This window comes from Paenibacillus sp. (genome assembly GCF_035645235.1).
GTDB lineage: Bacteria > Bacillota > Bacilli > Paenibacillales > YIM-B00363 > Paenibacillus_AE.
Genome location: NZ_DASQMZ010000026.1, coordinates 14,596 through 29,139, shown reverse-complemented (window position 1 = coordinate 29,139; position 14,544 = coordinate 14,596). Strand labels below are relative to the sequence as shown.

The following is a 14,544-nucleotide window of genomic DNA, read 5'->3' as shown; positions in this document are numbered from 1 at the left end:
CGCTCGATTATGCGCTGGGCGCGGATCCCCGCCTCGCGTCCGCCCGGGCCGAGCTGGCCCGGCGGGAGCGCGGGCTGCAGGCCGCCGGAGCGGCGGGCGCGGACGCGGATGCCGCGCGCGAAGCCGCCGAGCGGTATGCGGAGGCGCTGGACGCATACGCGAGGGCAGGGGGATACGAGCGGGAGACGGAGGCGGAGCGGGCGCTCGCGCACGTCGGGCTGCCGGAGGAGGCGTGGGCGCGGCCGTTCCGCAGCCTCAGCGGGGGACAGCAGACGCGCGCCGCCCTCGCTAGACTTCTTGTGCTGCGCCCGAAGGCGCTGCTGCTCGACGAGCCGACGAACCACCTGGACGAGGAGACGCTGCAATGGCTGCAGCGCTGGGTACGCGGCTACGCCGGCGCCGTCGTGGTCGTCTCGCACGACCGGGCGTTCCTCGACGCCGTCGCGGACCGCATCGTCGAGCTGACGGCGAACGGCGCCAAGTCGTATAAGGGCAACTACGCCGCTTACGTCGAACAGAAGGCGCTCGAGCGCAAGACGCAAGCGGCGCTGTACCGCAAGCAGGAGCTGGAGCGGGAAGCGATCGAACGGTCGATTCGCATGTACCGCGACTGGTACGCGAAGGCGAGCCGCGACGCGGCGAGGGCGGAGCTCGGCATCGCGAAGCCGTATTACGCCGCCCGCGCGAATAAGCATACGGCGCGTTACCACGCGAAGGAGAAGGAGCTGGAGCGGCTGAATCGGGAACGGGTGGAGAAGCCGCGGGACGCCGAGACGCTGCGCGTCGCGTTCCGCGCGGGAACGCTCGAGGCGAAGACGCTCCTGCAAGCCGAACAAGTCGGCTTTCGTTATGCCGGAGCGCCGCGGCCGCTCTTCGCCGGGGGGCGGCTCGACGTGCGGCGCGGCGACAAGCTGGCCATCGTCGGCCCGAACGGCGCGGGCAAGACGACGCTGCTGCGGCTGCTGACCGGCGAGCTGCAACCGACGGAAGGCGTCGTTCGGCGGCATCCCGAGCTAAAGATCGGCTACTTCTCGCAACAGGTGGAGCATCTGAACGACGAGGAGACGCTGCTCGACGGCTTGCTCCGCGTCCCCGGCATGACGCAGTCGTTCGCGCGCACCGTCCTCGGCTGCTTCCTCTTCGGGGGAGACGCGGCGTTCCGACGCGTCGGGGAGCTCAGCATGGGCGAACGGTGCCGGGCGGCGTTCCTGCAGCTGTATTTCGGCGGCGCGGACCTGCTCGTGCTCGATGAGCCGACGAACTACCTCGATATCGAAACGCGGGAGCGGATGGAGACGGCGCTCGCCGAATTCCCCGGCGCGATGATCGTCGTGTCCCATGACAAGTATTTCCTGCGGGCGACGGTAAATCGCGTTCTTGCCTTGCCGGGAGACGGCGCTTGGCGCGTGTACGAAGAGCCGTTCGCCGCATACGAGACGCACGGCGCCGCCCAGCCGGCGTCGGCGGACGCGCGCGAGCGGGCCGACGCGCTCCGGGTCGCGGAGCTCGAGCGGGCGGCGGTGCTCGCGAAGCCTGAGCTGACGGATGCCGACCGTTCGCGGCTCGAAGCGTTGTCCCGCGAGCTGCGCGAGCTACGCGGCGGCGGGGGGGCCGCCGCGGTCCGAGAAGCGCCGCACGAGCCAGCGCAGCCCGCGCAGCTGGGCGATCAGCATGTAGTAAATCGCGGGGTAGAGTAGGAAGGAATAAAACAAATTCCAGTTCTGGTGCCAGATGATGCCATAGTGGAGCGCAGCCCATTCGTAGACGGTCGAGAAGGCGGACCAGAGGAGCAGATAACCGAGCTTCCGCCGCCAAGTGGAATGGTACGGATACCAATTCACGATCATCGCCGCCGAAGGGATATAGATGCCGAAAATAATCCATAACGCAGTGAATTCGACTTTCTTCGGCTCGAAGAAGCCCCAGGCGTGGAAGACGAAGCTGGCGTACAAATCTACGAGCACGTCGACGAACATCGCGAACATGACGGTGGCATAAATGTCAACGACGGGAAGCCGCCGTTTCATCCGCAGCGCGACCGCGTTGAAAGCAAAGACGGAGCCGATGAGGAACGGCCACATGCGAAATACCCCCTTTGGAACATGCGGCCGCCTGCGCGCGAACGCCCGGGCGGCCGTTAACCGGAGACCCCTAGATAAAGCCTGCCCACTCGATATGCAGCTCGCCGTCCGCTTCCTCCTCCTCGGCTCCCGCTCCGAGCGAAGCGTCTGCGGCCTCGTTCTCGGCGGCTTCGTCCGCGGCGTCGAAATCGAGCGCCGAACGTTCCCGTTCCGTCATGGTACAACCTCCTTGGATATGTTTCCATGTTAGGTTTTCCAAAAATCAGAAATCCATGACAAGCGGAAAACGACCGCTACCGAAAAAAACCTAGAATACTGGTTGTAATAAGGTATAATAGAGTAGAAAACACCGGAGAAGCACATCGGGATATCGGAAGACGCTAGATCGGGGAGGACATCGAATGGCAGCGACAGAAGCGGAGCAACCCGGAGCGAATAATCACGACGCGCATCTCGGTCGGCTGGCATCCGTGGGGCAAATCGCCGCCGGCATCGCGCACGAGGTCAGGAATCCGTTGACCGCCGTTAGAGGTTTTTTGCAGCTCTTGAAGGAAAAGAACGAACAAAAGTATATCGACATCGCGGAGACCGAATTGAATAACGCCATCGGCATCCTGCAAAATTTATTGCAAGTGTCCAAGCCCGACTTGGAGGATGAACCGTTCGAGTCGATCGATATGGCACACGAGCTGGACGGGGTGGCGCAGCTGTTTCAGGACCAATTGTACCGGGTCCGCGTCGAGTCCGACTTTCAATCGCCGGGCACGTACGTCTATGCGAAACGGAACCAAATCAAGAAGGCGCTCTTTAACTTATTGAAAAACGCCTTCGAAGCGATTCCGGACGAAGGAACGATTCGGATCGGCCAACGCGTCACCGAAGAAGCCGTATACATATACGTCGAGGACTCCGGCGTCGGGATTCCGAAGGAAAAACTGGGGATGCTCGGCACTCCGTTCTTTACGACGAAGGATTCGGGCACCGGCATGGGGCTCGCCTTCGTCTACTCGGTCGTCTACCAAAACCGCGGCTCCATTCAGGTAGAGTCCAAGGAGCGCGTCGGAACGAAATTTACCCTTAGTTTCCCCAGGGGAAGCAAGGATCGTTTGGGGAGAGAGGCGGTTCAGTTGGATTTGAAAAAAGCCGATGAGACGCAACTAAAGGAGTTCTTTGTCGTTAACCGCGACGCGTTCGAGGAGCGGCTGCTCCAGGAGGCCGTGAACGTCAGGGACAAAATCGACGAAATCCGGCAGGTCGGCAATATTAACCTATTGGATAACGCGCATAAACTCGTGTTAATGATCGTCGAAGGGAAAGCGCATGACGTCGCCGCGTTCGGGCGGATGGAGGGCGTGGCGTGGGCGAAGCACTCGCTTACGCTCGCCTTCAAGCTGGAGTGGATTCAGGCGGTTCGCCGCGTCATGTGGGACTTCTTGTACAATTTCGACCGCATGAAGGAGACGGCCTTAGAGCTGAAGGATTTTTACAACCTGGAGAAGCGCATCAACGAGTTGATGGATCAGTTTTCGACGCAGCTGTTCATGAGCTACACGCAATACAAAGACGATCTCATCCGATCCCAGCGGGAGATGATGGAGGATTTATCGGTCCCGATCATCCCGCTGAACACGTCGACGTCGATTTTGCCGTTGATCGGACATATCGACAGGCCTCGCGCCGACAAAATCGAAGACATCGTCATCTCGCGGATCGGCAACGAACGCATCGAAACGTTGATTATGGATTTGTCGGGCGTGGTGCAAATGGAATCGGACGTCGTGCGCCACCTGATCAACGTGATCGACGGCATCCGGATGATGGGCTGCAGCGTCGTGATTACCGGCCTGCGCCCGGAAATCGTCAAGACGATGATTCGCGCGGGCTTGTCCTTCGAAACGAAAGCAGTCATGAAAGGCACCTTGCAGCAGGCGTTAGCGGATCACTTGCCGAGCCCTGGCCGCGCGGGATAATCGACGAGACGGAAGAACAACCTGCGGGTTGTTCTTTTTTTTGCGGGTCGGTCCGGCCTCAGCGGTCCCACAGCAGCTTCCCGGCATACATGCCGAATATGAAGATCGTCGAGATGACGATCGCATGGAACACGATCCAAGCCCACCGGCCGTAACGGAACGCCTCCACCGGGATCGGCGCGCGATCCTTCGCCGGGACGATGCGTTCGCCGAGCCATTCGAAGACGAGGTAATAGGCCCACCAGAGCGAATAGGAATCCCATAAATCCCAGCCTCGCTCCAGCCGGAAGATGTTCGTAAATTCCAGGAGCAAAATTTCGGACACGATGGCGAGGTGGACGACGCCCCAATAATACGGGATTTTCCATGCCCACCGCGAAGGACTGTACCGAACGTTGAAGACGACGGTGAACGGCAGGAACGTCGCCATCGGCAGCAGCGGAATCGGGCTCCAGCCCGTCGGCGGGTTATGCGGGAAGGAATACAACCTCGCCTGCACGAACAGGAAGCACAGCGCGATGCCGACGCCGCTGCTGATCGCGTAGAGCGGGAGGTACCTTTTCCAATTGTTCCTTACGACCCACCAGCCCCCCGCGACGCCCAGCGCGATCGTGAACAGGATAATGGCATATTCGTACCAAGGATATGTCATATTGGATCCAACCTTACCGGCAATTTGAGAAAAAAAAGCGCACAACCCGGAGGCTATGCGCGTCAATGGTGTCCGGGGACCGCTTTCGCGATCCCCTTTCATGGGAGAGGAGAAACCGGACGAAGAGCTTATGGGGAAACGTAAGTCTTCTCCGCGGTTGTCTACGACATACAGGATGTCGATAGCTCTATCATTGCCATTCCGGGAAGTTTTATACATGGGCGCGGCGCTTTTTTCACAAACCGGCGCGATGTATGATACGATGTGTTCGAAAATGTTTTGCGTCACGCGGAAGAGGGGTCGACGACACGTGAGAGTCATCTCGGGGAGCGCGAAGGGGCGCGCGCTGAAGGCGGTGCCGGGCACCGGCACGCGGCCGACGACGGATAAAGTGAAGGAAGCGCTGTTCAGCATGATCGGGCCGTATTTCGACGGGGGCGAGGCGCTGGATTTGTTCGCGGGCACGGGCGGGCTCGGCATCGAGGCGCTGAGCCGGGGCATGGCGCGGGCGGTGTTCGTCGACAGCGATCGGAAGGCGGTCGAGACGGTGCGCGCGAACGCGGCGGCGGCGAAGGTCGAAGGGCGAGCCGAAATTTATCGCAACGACGCGATGCTCGCGCTGAAGGCGCTCGCGAAGCGGGAGCGGGCGTTCGATCTCGTGTTTCTCGATCCGCCGTACCGAATGAAGGATGCGCCGGAGTACTTATTATATATGGAAGCGAACGAGCTGCTTCGGGACGGCGCGACGGCGGTCGTCGAGCATGAGGCGTCCCACGCCTACCCCGACGCGTTCGGGCGCTTCGCGCTGCGGCGACGCGCCGATTACGGCGAGACGGCGGTCAGCATTTACAATTACGCGAAGGAGCGAGACGCATGAGCGAAGGCGGCAGAAGCGCGGAGACGCCGTTGAAGGTTGCAGTGTATCCGGGGAGCTTCGATCCGGCGACGAACGGGCATCTGGACATCATTCGAAGAGCGGCGAAGCAGTTCGATCGGTTGATCGTCGCGGTGCTGAACAATACGTCGAAGCAGCCCCTCTTCACGCTGGACGAGCGGATGGGATTGCTGCGCGAGGTGACGGCCGATTTGCCGAACGTGGAGGTCGACGGCTTCCGGGATTTGCTCATCAACTACATGGCGCAGCGGCAGGCGCACGTCATCGTGCGCGGGCTGCGGGCCGTATCGGATTTCGAATACGAGCTGCAGCTTGCGACGGCCAATCATAAGCTAAGCCCCGAGATCGAGACGTTCTTCATGATGACGAGCCCGGAATATTCGTTCCTCAGCTCGAGCATCGTGAAGGAAATCGCCAAGTTCCAAGGGCCGGTGTCGGATTTGGTGCCGCCTTGCGTCGAAAAGGCGCTGCGGGCGAAGAACGCGTAACGCTAGCGGGCATCGCCTTCGCGCCTTCGCATATGCGCCCTCGCGCCGAGCGCCGCGGGCGGCTTACCGCCGGACGGCGGGCGCGGCCCGGCGCCACAGGCGCACGGCGGCGGCCAGGAAGGCGAGCGCCGCGAGAAAGACGCCCAGCGCTTGCAGGGAAGAAAGCAGATACGGCAGGGCGTCCCCAATAGGCGTCGGCGCCGGCGCGGCGCCGACGGCGGCACCCGGCGCGAAGGCGGGCGCGTCGCCGCCGAACCAGCGGAGCAGCGGGCGCCACAGCGCGAAGGCGACGAGCGCCGCGAGCGCCGCGTGCGCGAGGCGGCCGATCAGGAACGGCGCGTACCGCAGGTCGGTGCCGGCGAGGAAGCTGCCAACCTGAGCGTGGACGGACAGCCCGCCCCAGGCGACGGCCGCGCTGACGAGCGCCGCGCTCCAGACGGTCAGTTCGCCGCCGGATAGCAGCGCGTATGCGCCAAGGTGAACCTCGAACAAGCCGGCGAAGGCGCCTTCGGCGAGCGCGGCGGGCATGCCGAGCGGGACGAACGCCGTCTGGATCCCCGCGCGCAGCGCGCCGGCGACGCCGACCGCCGAGAGCAGCTGCAGCAGGACGGAAAAGACGATCATGAGACCGCCGATCGCGAGCAGCGCTTGGACGGAGCCGGTGACGGCGTCGCCGAGAAGCCGTCCGAGCGGGCGGCCGTCTTTGCGGTGCGCATCGGCCATGGCGGACGCGAGGGACGCCGCCGAGCGGGCGAATCCGCCGCGCGGCGCGTCGGCCGGGCCGGGCCGCTCCGGTTCGTCGCCCGGCGGCGCGCCGGCCGCTTCGGTTCCGAACGGAAGGCGGCTCAGCAGGGCGCCGGCGGCGAGCGCCGAGACGAGATGGATCGCCGCCAGCGGCAGTCCGATGTCCGGACGACCGGCGAAGCCGACCGCGACGACGCTGACGAGGAAGATCGGACTGCACAGATGCGAGACGGCGAGCAGCCGGTCGCCCTCGGCGCGGGTGACGGCGCCTTCGCGGCGCAAATCCGCCGCGGCTTTCGCGCCGCTCGGGAAGCCGGCGGCGAAGCTGACGGCGAGCGCCCATCCGCCTGCGCCCGGCAGCCGAAACAAGGCGCGCATCGCCGGACTGAGGAACGCGCCGGCGGCGTGAACGACGCCGAAGCCGAGCAGCAGCTCCGACAAGATGAAAAACGGGAGCAGCGCCGGAAAGACATATTCCCACCAAACGGTCAGCCCGGCGAGCGAGGCGCCGAACGCCTGGCTGGGATAGGCGACGATCAGCGACACCAGCGTAACGGCGGCGGCCGCCAGCGCGCCGGTGCGCAGCCGGTCGGCGACGCGTCGGTTTCGGATCATACGGACGGCACCCCCGAGCATACATAGTATCGGTACATTCTTACGCGGCTTGGCCGAAAAAAAGACCCGCCCGTCCCGAAGGAGGCAGTCCGATGAGAGGCAAAGGATGGCGATGGTTTCGCGCCGCGTGGCCGGCGTTCGTCGCGCTTGCGTTGACGATCGCGATCTGGTTCGCGATTCCGCTGCCATATATCGTATACGAACCGGGCCCGACCGCGGACACCGCCCCGATGGTCGCCGCGGAGGCGACGGCCGCCGCGAACGAGGCGAGCGAGGCGTCCGATGCCGCCGGCGACGGCGGGGACGCGTCGGAGGGCGCATTCCTTCTGACGACGGTGCGGTGGGCGTACGCGAACGTATTCGCTTACGTCCTCTCGCACTTCGACCCGGATGCGGAGCTCCTCGATAAGGCGCTCGTCACGCGGGGCGCGAGCCGGACCGACTACGTGCAGCGGCAGCGCCTGCAAATGCGCTCCTCGCACGGCGACGCGCTGGAAGCCGTGTATCGGGAGCTCGGCGTACCGTATGAGGTGAAGACGGAACAAATCGTCGTGTTTTCCGTGTTGGAGGGGCTGAGCGCGGACGGCGTGCTGCGTCCAGGGGACAGGCTGCTGTCGATCGACGGCCGGCCGATCGAGCGGGAGGAAGACGTGCGCTCCGCGCTCGAGGGGAAGTCCGCGGGCGAGGACGTTCGGGTGACGTATCGCCGCGGCGGCGATCGGGAGCCGGAGCGGGAAGCGAGCTTGACGCTCCGGTCGCTGCCGGGCTCCGACCCGCCGCGGCCCGGCATGGGCATCGCGTACGGCTTGCTGCAGACGGTGGAAAGCGTCGATCCGGCGTACCGGGCGGAAATTCAAGCGGGGTCGATCGGCGGACCTTCGGCCGGACTGATGTTCGCGCTGGAGCTGTACGATCGATTTACGGATTTCGATTATACGAGAGGGTACCGCGTGGCGGGAACGGGGGAAATTTCCCCCGACGGTAAAGTCGGAACGATCGGCGGCGTCGCGCATAAGGTGGCCGGCGCGCACCGGAGCGGGGCGGACGTCTTCTTCGTGCCGCCGGGCAACGCGGAGGCGGCGAAGGCGAAGGCGGCCGCGCTTGGCACGGCGATGGACGTCGTCGTCGTCTCGACGCTGCGCGAGGCGCTGGATTATTTGTCTTCGCTGCCGCCGAAGGAGATGCGTACGGGCGCGCGGTAATAGTCGGCGAAGAAGTCGTCCGGCGTCGGCGACGCGTAGCCGAGCGCGTAAGCGGCCGTCGCGGCGCAGTCGAGCGCGAGCGTCGGATGCGGGTTCGCGCCGACGCTCGTCACGACGGGCACGGCGGCCGATCGCTTCATGCGCGAGAGCAGCGCGCGGCCGGCTTCCGTAAAGCCGAGCACCCGCAAGTACGGCACGCCGCTCGGCGGCGCCGGTCCCTCGTCGTCGGCGGCGGTCCCGCCGTCGGCATCGACCTTCGCGTGTTCCAAATAGATGGCGGTCAGCATGCGCTGCAGCTTCGTTCTCGTATAACGCTTCGTCTTCAGCGCTTCCAATAGCCCGTCCACCGACGCTTCCGGCCCGAGGGCCGGAAGCGTCTTCTTGATGCGACGCTCGAGCCCTTCGGTCACCTCCCGGTAACCGGCAAGACGGCTTGCCGGCTGCGTCAGAAGACGATGAAAGAGCGGCGTCTTGAACCGCTCCCAATGCATCGGCGCCCGGCCGGCTTCCCATTCGCGCGCCAAGACGCGTATGGTACCGGGCGGCGCGTACGGCGAGATCGCCTCGAGCGCGGCCGCGGGGTCGCCCTTCGATTCGAGCAAGCGCTTACGAATCGCGGTCGCGCTGGCGATCGCGTCGTCGCGCAGCTCGACGTCGTGAAAGCCCGCCTTCGCGCGGCGAATCGTCAGCGGCGTCGAGCGGCCGCGAAGCCGCGCGTGCGCGAGCAAATAATGAAAGCCGAGCGAATTGTTCGGCTGCATCAACGCGGCCGCGACGTCCCGGGAGCCGATCAGATCGGCGCAGGCGTCGGCGTAGGCGGCCGGGTACGGAGCGCCGGTCTTCAGGCGCGCGCGGAGCAGGGCGGCGAACGCGTCGGGCTCCTCGGCGAGGCGCGAGGCGAGCGCGCGCAGCGACTCGAGATCGCCGCTCTCGCTGCCGAAGCAAAACGCGTCCACGACGCCGGTCGCCTCGAGCGCCGATACCGCGCCGAAGGCGAATCGCTCCGCCGGCTGCGCGCTGAAGACGACCGGCAGCTCCAGCACGAGGTCCACGCCGGCGAGCAGGGCGGCCTCGGCGCGCGCCCACTTGCTCATCAGCGCCGGCTCGCCGCGCTGCAGCCAATGGCCGCTCATGACGGCGACGACCGTCTCCGCGCCGGCCGCTTGCTTCGAGGCGGCCAGATGATAGGCGTGGCCGTTGTGCAGCGGGTTATATTCGACGATGACGCCTACCGTCCTGCCCATGCCAATCCCTCCGAACGTGCCAGACTTTAAGCCGCTTCGAGCTTCGCGAGCCGTTTGCGATAGACGAACCGGGACAAACCGACGCTGATTTCGTACAGCAAGAAGAGCGGTATAATGACGAGAATGTCCGACACGGGATCCGGCGGCGTAATCGTGACGGCCGTGACGGTCAGCACCAGATAGGCGACGCGGCGCATCTTGGCGAGGCGCAGCGGGTTCAGGACGCCGAGCGACGTCAAGAACATCACGATGACGGGCATCTCGAACAAGATGCCGAACGGCACCGTCATGTTGATCATGAAGCGGAAGTATTTATCCGCCGTGTACGAAGTCGTGAAGGGGCCGGACAATCCGGCCAAAAACTGGAGCACCATCGGGTAGATGACCAGATAGCCGAAGGCGAGCCCGAGGAGAAACAGGACGGCGAGCGCCGGGATGTACGCGAGCGACGTGCGGCGTTCGGCCGGGCGAAGCCCGGGGGCGACGAAGCGCCACACCTGAAAGCCGGCGACCGGAATCGTGACGGCGATCGCGAAGACGCCCGCGATCATCAAATATACCCAGAGCGGGTCCGAGGGGCTGAGCACCTGCAGCTTGCCGTCCAAGTCGCGCGTCAGCCAAGCGTAAATGTCTTCCACAAAAATAAAAGCACCACAGAGAGCGGCCAGAAAGACGCTCAATGTGATGATAAGGCGCTTGCGCAGCTCCGCAAGGTGTTCCGTAAGATGCATCTCTTGTTCGCTCATGGCAGCTCCCGTTTACTTTTTGTCGGCGGACGCGGACGGCGCGTCTTTCTCGTCCGGCTTCTCGTCGCCGGAGACGAGGCCGCGGGTCGACGCCTTGAACTCGCTGAGCGTACGTCCGAAGGCGCGGCCGAGCTCCGGCAGCTTGGACGGACCGAAAATAATGAGCGCGATGAGTAAAATTAGAATAAGCCCGGGAATCCCGATGCTGCTGAACGGCATATGCGTACAACTCCCCGTATGAAAGAAATCGCGGGCGAGGGCCGGTACCCGGCGCCCCGCCGCGCGTTCGAAGCGAAAACCAGACTCTATCGATTATAGCAAATTCGAAGCCCGATGTGGAATAGCAACCTTCGAGGAGGCGCGAGCCCGATTAACCGAGGCGGAAGCCGCTGATCGCGACGACGCCGCAGCGCGCTTTCGTATCGCCCGGGCGGTGCGGCCACGTGCTGGTCGGCTTGGAAAGATCGGTCGTCATCTCGCCCGGATGCTGCACGGAGAGGAACAGCGTGCGCTCGTCCGGCGTAAAGTACGGCCCCGTCAGCTCGCTGTCCTTCGGGCCGGATGCGAATTGCAGCGCGTCGCCTTTGCCGGGACCCGCCGTCGGGATGACGAACAAGCCGTTGTTCATGAAGGATTTATACACGCCTTTATTGTGGCTCGATGTCGAGATATCCGTTACGACCCACAGGTTGCCGTTCGAGTCGAACGCCAGGTTATCCGGAGACGAGAAGCCGGACTGGCGGCCGCCCGCCGCGAAAATTTCGAAGTCGAAGCCGAGGGCGCCGAGATCGTCGCCGTTTTCGAAAATACGCGTAATGTGCCCGTGAATATTGCCGTGCGAATCGTTGTTCGTATGGCAAATGAAAACGGTGTTGTCGAACGGCGAAATTTCGATGTCCTCCGGCCGGTCGGTCGGCGTGCCGCCCAGAATGAGCGCGGCCTCGTGGCAATGGGTTACGACGTCGCCCTGGCTTTGGAATTTCTCGAGCAGCTCCTCGCGCGTGCCCTTCACGCCGGTCGGCGCCTTGAAGGACTTGTTCGCAAGCGCCTTGGAAACCGCCTCGAACGTGACGGGGACCCATTCGCCCTTCTTGAGATTCGCGACGTACAGCGTTCCCTCTTCGAGCAGCGCGGCGTTGGCGCGGCCCTTCGCCGGGTCGTATTTTCCGGAAGAGATGAATTTATAGACGCAAGCATCCTTCTTGTCGTCGCCCATATATACGACGACGCGCTTGTCCGCGGAGAGGCCCATCGCCGTGTTTTCATGATTGAACCGGCCGAGGGCGGTATGCTTCTTCAGGTACGTGCTGTCGAACGGATCGACCTCGACGACCCAGCCGTAGTGCGTAACCGGCAGGCCGTTCTCTTCGGCCGTATCGCTGAAGTTCTCCTCGCACGAGAGGACGGTGTTCCACAGCGTGACGCCGCCCGAGCAATTCGCGAACGTGCCTTGCGCCTTCGTCGCGCCGTTCAGTGCCGCAATGCCCTTCGCCGGTCCCGTCAATTCGAACGGGGAGAAGCCGTTGATGCGGCGGGCGTACCGCGAGGAGGCGTCCATTTTCCATACGCCTTCTTTGTCCCGGAACACCTCGATGACGGACATGCCTTGGTAGTACAAGTCTTTCTCTTTTTGCTCCTTGGTTTTGCCGCCCTCGGCGATCGGACCCAGGGCGAAAATATTCGTATATTCATGGTTCGTTACGAGCAAACCGCGCGCGTTCGAATCGAAGAGCGGGAAGTAAGCGTTGTAGTCGGCGCCTTGGCCGAAGCGCTCGCCGGCGCCGTTGATAACGTCGTCGAACGCCGCCACGACGTCGTAACGGTAGCCCTGCGGGAGGACCAGCTCGTCCTCGGTCGAAGGGGAAATCGGCTGAAAATAGCCGCTCACTCGGTTGGTCTTGAAGCCGAACAGATGATCCGCGGTCGGCGACATCGCCGACGCTTTCCCTTCGAGCGCGCCGAGGCCTGCGGATGCGGCGGCCAGGGCGGCGGCGCCTTTCCCCATATAAGACAAAAACGCGCGTCGATCCAATTTCTTCTCCAACGTTGCTCACTCCTAAGCGAAAGATGGTTTCGAGGACAAGCTTAGGGGGCGAATGTTTTCGCTATGTTTTCGCGAATTGGATGTTTTGTAAAGAAATTCCCCGCCGTCGGTCGGCGGGGAGGGAGGCCGGGCTACCGGCGGCGCAGTGCTTGTAATTCGCGGAGCACGAGCGGACACCACTTCCCGTAGGTGAGCCGCTCCCGCCACAGCTTCGCGCCGCTCCGTCCCATGGCGAGAAGTCGGCGTTTGCCGACGGTTCGAAGCAAAGCGGCCGCTTCGCCCGGCGTCCGCACGCGGAAGCTGACCTTCGACCAGTCGATGTGCCGCTTGAAGGGCCGCGTGTCGAGGTCGCCGATCATGATCGGCGCGACGCCGAGCTGCAGCGACTCGAAGAAGCGGAAGGAGCTGCCGCCCATGCCGCGGGGGCACAGGGTCGCGTACGACTCCAGCGTCTTGCGGACGAAGAAGCGCTCGCCCTTGTTGCCGGCCTGCAGATAGACGTCCTTCCGCCCGCGCAGGATGCGAAACATTCGACGGCGCAGCGGGTGGCTGTGCACGTTGCCGACGAAGGAAGCCAGATGCTTCTTGGCGGGAGGCCGCCGCGGCAGCCGGTGGGGCGTGGACAGCAGGGGCGCGTCGAGGCCGAATCGGCCTTTGCGGGAGGCAAGGAACGCGCGCACGCGTCCGATCGGGACGAACGGCGCATCTTTATGCTGGCAGACGGTGAACGTCTTGGCTTCGTCGAGGACGATGCGCCGCAGCGTCCGCGACAAGTCGCGGCGGGCTCGCTTCGTAAGCCCGGTGTTTACGGCCCATCGAGTCCAATAGACCGGAAGGTAATGCCACTGCGCTTCTTTCGGTCCGACGAGCCGAACCGCCGGGCTGCGCTTTAGATAAGCGAGGAAATCTTGTTCGATGCCGTAATCCTCGTTATGCACGGGGAAGCGCCGCTTCTGCCGCTCGGGACGGAACCGGGAAGGCACGGGCAAAATGTGAATGTTCATTTAGAATGCCGCCCCCTCGGCGGCGCCGTCGGTCCAGACGGTCTTTGCCGCGTACTGCAGGTACAGCCGTTTCCCTCTCGGATTTCGGTTCCAAGGCTTCTTCGGCGTCATAAAATGCAGGATGCGCAGCTTCGGATGCAGGTGCGAGCGGAAGGCAGGGCAGTTCCACTCGATCGGCAGCCGCTTCGTCTTCCCGTGCAGGACCGCGTTCAGACCGTCTTGATCGGGGAAGCGGATGTCCTTCGCGTGCCGCAAAATATACCGGATGACCTTCGTCGCGATGCGGTGACGCCTCCATCGCTCGACGTCGATCACGAGGACGCCCGAGTTGAAATACCGGCCGGGGGGAAGTCCCAGCTTGCGGGACATCTTCGCGGCGGACGGATCGTCGGCGGCGGCGACGAAGGCGCCGCCGAGCGGGACGCGCCATAAGCGGGCGATGTCCCCTTTGACGATCATATCGCTGTCCAAGTAAATCGCCTTCTTCACGTGACGGCCGAACAGCTCCGGAATGAAAATGCGGTAAAACGCCTCTTTACCGTATCTCTTATACACCTTGGCGCGGGTTACCCCCTTGAGCTTCGCGTTGTCGAAACGAAGGAAGTCGAGCGGCGCGCCGTATGGCTTTACGGCCCGGCGCAGTCTCGCTTTGTTTTTGGGGGACAATCCGCCGCCGTCGATGACGGATATGGCGATCGGCGTCGCGGACTTGCGATTGCGCAACAAGGACGTAAGCATCACGGCCAGATGTTTCGCGTATGCGTCGTTCGCCGCGCATACGACTCGAATCGGCCCCTCCATCGCAGTTCCTCCTTCGGAAAACGTAATTGCGTCATACGCTTTACCATCGTATGCGCGC

At 63.7% G+C, this 14,544-nt stretch carries 15 protein-coding genes; 5 read left to right on the top strand and 10 right to left on the bottom strand.

Annotated features, from left to right (window positions below; translation table 11 throughout):
- A partial coding sequence (gene abc-f, locus VEZ38_RS02525; RefSeq protein ID WP_324891630.1) for a ribosomal protection-like ABC-F family protein occupies positions 1-1,697 on the top strand: 1,697 nt, incomplete at its 5' end.
- Here the strand turns inward: abc-f and VEZ38_RS02520 are convergent.
- On the bottom strand, positions 1,593-2,081 hold the full coding sequence (locus VEZ38_RS02520) for a CBO0543 family protein (RefSeq protein WP_324891628.1): 489 nt from the start codon (positions 2,079-2,081) through the stop codon (positions 1,593-1,595). The two genes, abc-f and VEZ38_RS02520, sit on opposite strands and share 105 nt — an antisense overlap.
- A gap of 70 nt (positions 2,082-2,151) precedes the next feature.
- Positions 2,152-2,298 (bottom strand): hypothetical protein, encoded by a 147-nt coding sequence (locus VEZ38_RS02515; RefSeq protein WP_324891626.1) that lies wholly within the window; start codon positions 2,296-2,298, stop codon positions 2,152-2,154.
- A gap of 184 nt (positions 2,299-2,482) precedes the next feature.
- On the opposite strand from VEZ38_RS02515, the gene VEZ38_RS02510 reads away from it, so the two are divergent.
- Entirely contained in the window at positions 2,483-4,051 is a 1,569-nt protein-coding gene (locus tag VEZ38_RS02510; protein ID WP_324891624.1) for an ATP-binding protein, read from the top strand.
- A gap of 58 nt (positions 4,052-4,109) precedes the next feature.
- Here the strand turns inward: VEZ38_RS02510 and VEZ38_RS02505 are convergent, their stop codons facing one another.
- Positions 4,110-4,703: a CBO0543 family protein gene (locus VEZ38_RS02505; protein ID WP_324891622.1), complete on the bottom strand. Its 594-nt coding sequence runs from the start codon at positions 4,701-4,703 to the stop codon at positions 4,110-4,112.
- Positions 4,704-4,977: 274 nt separating this feature from the next.
- On the opposite strand from VEZ38_RS02505, the gene rsmD reads away from it, so the two are divergent.
- Positions 4,978-5,580: a 16S rRNA (guanine(966)-N(2))-methyltransferase RsmD gene (rsmD, locus tag VEZ38_RS02500; protein ID WP_414694643.1), complete on the top strand. Its 603-nt coding sequence runs from the start codon at positions 4,978-4,980 to the stop codon at positions 5,578-5,580.
- Entirely contained in the window at positions 5,577-6,086 is a 510-nt protein-coding gene (coaD, locus tag VEZ38_RS02495) for a pantetheine-phosphate adenylyltransferase (protein WP_324891618.1), read from the top strand. The genes rsmD and coaD overlap by 4 nt, the downstream gene beginning before the upstream one ends.
- A gap of 63 nt (positions 6,087-6,149) precedes the next feature.
- Here the strand turns inward: coaD and VEZ38_RS02490 are convergent, their stop codons facing one another.
- On the bottom strand, positions 6,150-7,445 hold the full coding sequence (locus VEZ38_RS02490) for a nucleoside recognition domain-containing protein (protein WP_324891616.1): 1,296 nt from the start codon (positions 7,443-7,445) through the stop codon (positions 6,150-6,152).
- 92 nt (positions 7,446-7,537) lie between these two features.
- Between VEZ38_RS02490 and VEZ38_RS02485 the strand changes: the two genes are divergently transcribed.
- Entirely contained in the window at positions 7,538-8,647 is a 1,110-nt protein-coding gene (locus tag VEZ38_RS02485; protein ID WP_324891614.1) for a YlbL family protein, read from the top strand.
- On the opposite strand, the gene VEZ38_RS02480 is transcribed toward VEZ38_RS02485, so the two are convergent.
- The 6 genes from VEZ38_RS02480 to VEZ38_RS02455 all read right to left on the bottom strand — a co-directional run bounded on the left by VEZ38_RS02480 (position 8,599) and on the right by VEZ38_RS02455 (position 14,486).
- Positions 8,599-9,891 carry a nucleotidyltransferase gene (locus VEZ38_RS02480; protein WP_324891612.1) on the bottom strand — a complete coding sequence of 431 codons (1,293 nt, stop codon included), beginning with the start codon at positions 9,889-9,891 and terminating at the stop codon, positions 8,599-8,601. The genes VEZ38_RS02485 and VEZ38_RS02480 overlap by 49 nt on opposite strands.
- 26 nt (positions 9,892-9,917) lie before the next feature.
- Positions 9,918-10,637 carry a twin-arginine translocase subunit TatC gene (gene tatC / locus VEZ38_RS02475; RefSeq protein ID WP_324891610.1) on the bottom strand — a complete coding sequence of 240 codons (720 nt, stop codon included), beginning with the start codon at positions 10,635-10,637 and terminating at the stop codon, positions 9,918-9,920.
- Positions 10,638-10,649: 12 nt separating this feature from the next.
- Positions 10,650-10,856, bottom strand: a complete 207-nt coding sequence (gene tatA, locus VEZ38_RS02470; RefSeq protein WP_324891608.1) for a twin-arginine translocase TatA/TatE family subunit — start codon at positions 10,854-10,856, stop codon at positions 10,650-10,652.
- Between the two features lie 151 nt (positions 10,857-11,007).
- A complete protein-coding gene (locus VEZ38_RS02465; RefSeq protein ID WP_324891635.1) occupies positions 11,008-12,642 on the bottom strand; it encodes a PhoX family protein in 1,635 nt (544 codons plus the stop codon).
- 170 nt (positions 12,643-12,812) lie between these two features.
- A complete protein-coding gene (locus VEZ38_RS02460) occupies positions 12,813-13,685 on the bottom strand; it encodes an exostosin domain-containing protein (RefSeq protein ID WP_324891606.1) in 873 nt (290 codons plus the stop codon).
- Positions 13,686-14,486: a glycosyltransferase family 8 protein gene (locus tag VEZ38_RS02455; protein WP_324891604.1), complete on the bottom strand. Its 801-nt coding sequence runs from the start codon at positions 14,484-14,486 to the stop codon at positions 13,686-13,688.
- Positions 14,487-14,544 lie beyond the last annotated feature (58 nt).

Excerpts from the sequence above, each read along its gene's own strand:
- VEZ38_RS02490 (WP_324891616.1), bottom strand. The coding sequence starts at position 7,445 with ATGATCCGAAACCGACGCGTCGCCGACCGGCTGCGCACCGGCGCGCTG.
- VEZ38_RS02460 (WP_324891606.1), bottom strand. The coding sequence starts at position 13,685 with ATGAACATTCACATTTTGCCCGTGCCTTCCCGGTTCCGTCCCGAGCGG.
- VEZ38_RS02455 (WP_324891604.1), bottom strand. The coding sequence starts at position 14,486 with ATGGAGGGGCCGATTCGAGTCGTATGCGCGGCGAACGACGCATACGCG.
- VEZ38_RS02505 (WP_324891622.1), bottom strand. The coding sequence starts at position 4,703 with ATGACATATCCTTGGTACGAATATGCCATTATCCTGTTCACGATCGCG.
- VEZ38_RS02510 (WP_324891624.1), top strand. The coding sequence starts at position 2,483 with ATGGCAGCGACAGAAGCGGAGCAACCCGGAGCGAATAATCACGACGCG.
- VEZ38_RS02520 (WP_324891628.1), bottom strand. The coding sequence starts at position 2,081 with ATGTGGCCGTTCCTCATCGGCTCCGTCTTTGCTTTCAACGCGGTCGCG.
- tatA (WP_324891608.1), bottom strand. The coding sequence starts at position 10,856 with ATGCCGTTCAGCAGCATCGGGATTCCCGGGCTTATTCTAATTTTACTC.
- VEZ38_RS02515 (WP_324891626.1), bottom strand. The coding sequence starts at position 2,298 with ATGACGGAACGGGAACGTTCGGCGCTCGATTTCGACGCCGCGGACGAA.
- VEZ38_RS02465 (WP_324891635.1), bottom strand. The coding sequence starts at position 12,642 with ATGGGGAAAGGCGCCGCCGCCCTGGCCGCCGCATCCGCAGGCCTCGGC.
- rsmD (WP_414694643.1), top strand. The coding sequence starts at position 4,978 with ATGTTTTGCGTCACGCGGAAGAGGGGTCGACGACACGTGAGAGTCATC.
- VEZ38_RS02480 (WP_324891612.1), bottom strand. The coding sequence starts at position 9,891 with ATGGGCAGGACGGTAGGCGTCATCGTCGAATATAACCCGCTGCACAAC.
- coaD (WP_324891618.1), top strand. The coding sequence starts at position 5,577 with ATGAGCGAAGGCGGCAGAAGCGCGGAGACGCCGTTGAAGGTTGCAGTG.
- tatC (WP_324891610.1), bottom strand. The coding sequence starts at position 10,637 with ATGAGCGAACAAGAGATGCATCTTACGGAACACCTTGCGGAGCTGCGC.
- VEZ38_RS02485 (WP_324891614.1), top strand. The coding sequence starts at position 7,538 with ATGAGAGGCAAAGGATGGCGATGGTTTCGCGCCGCGTGGCCGGCGTTC.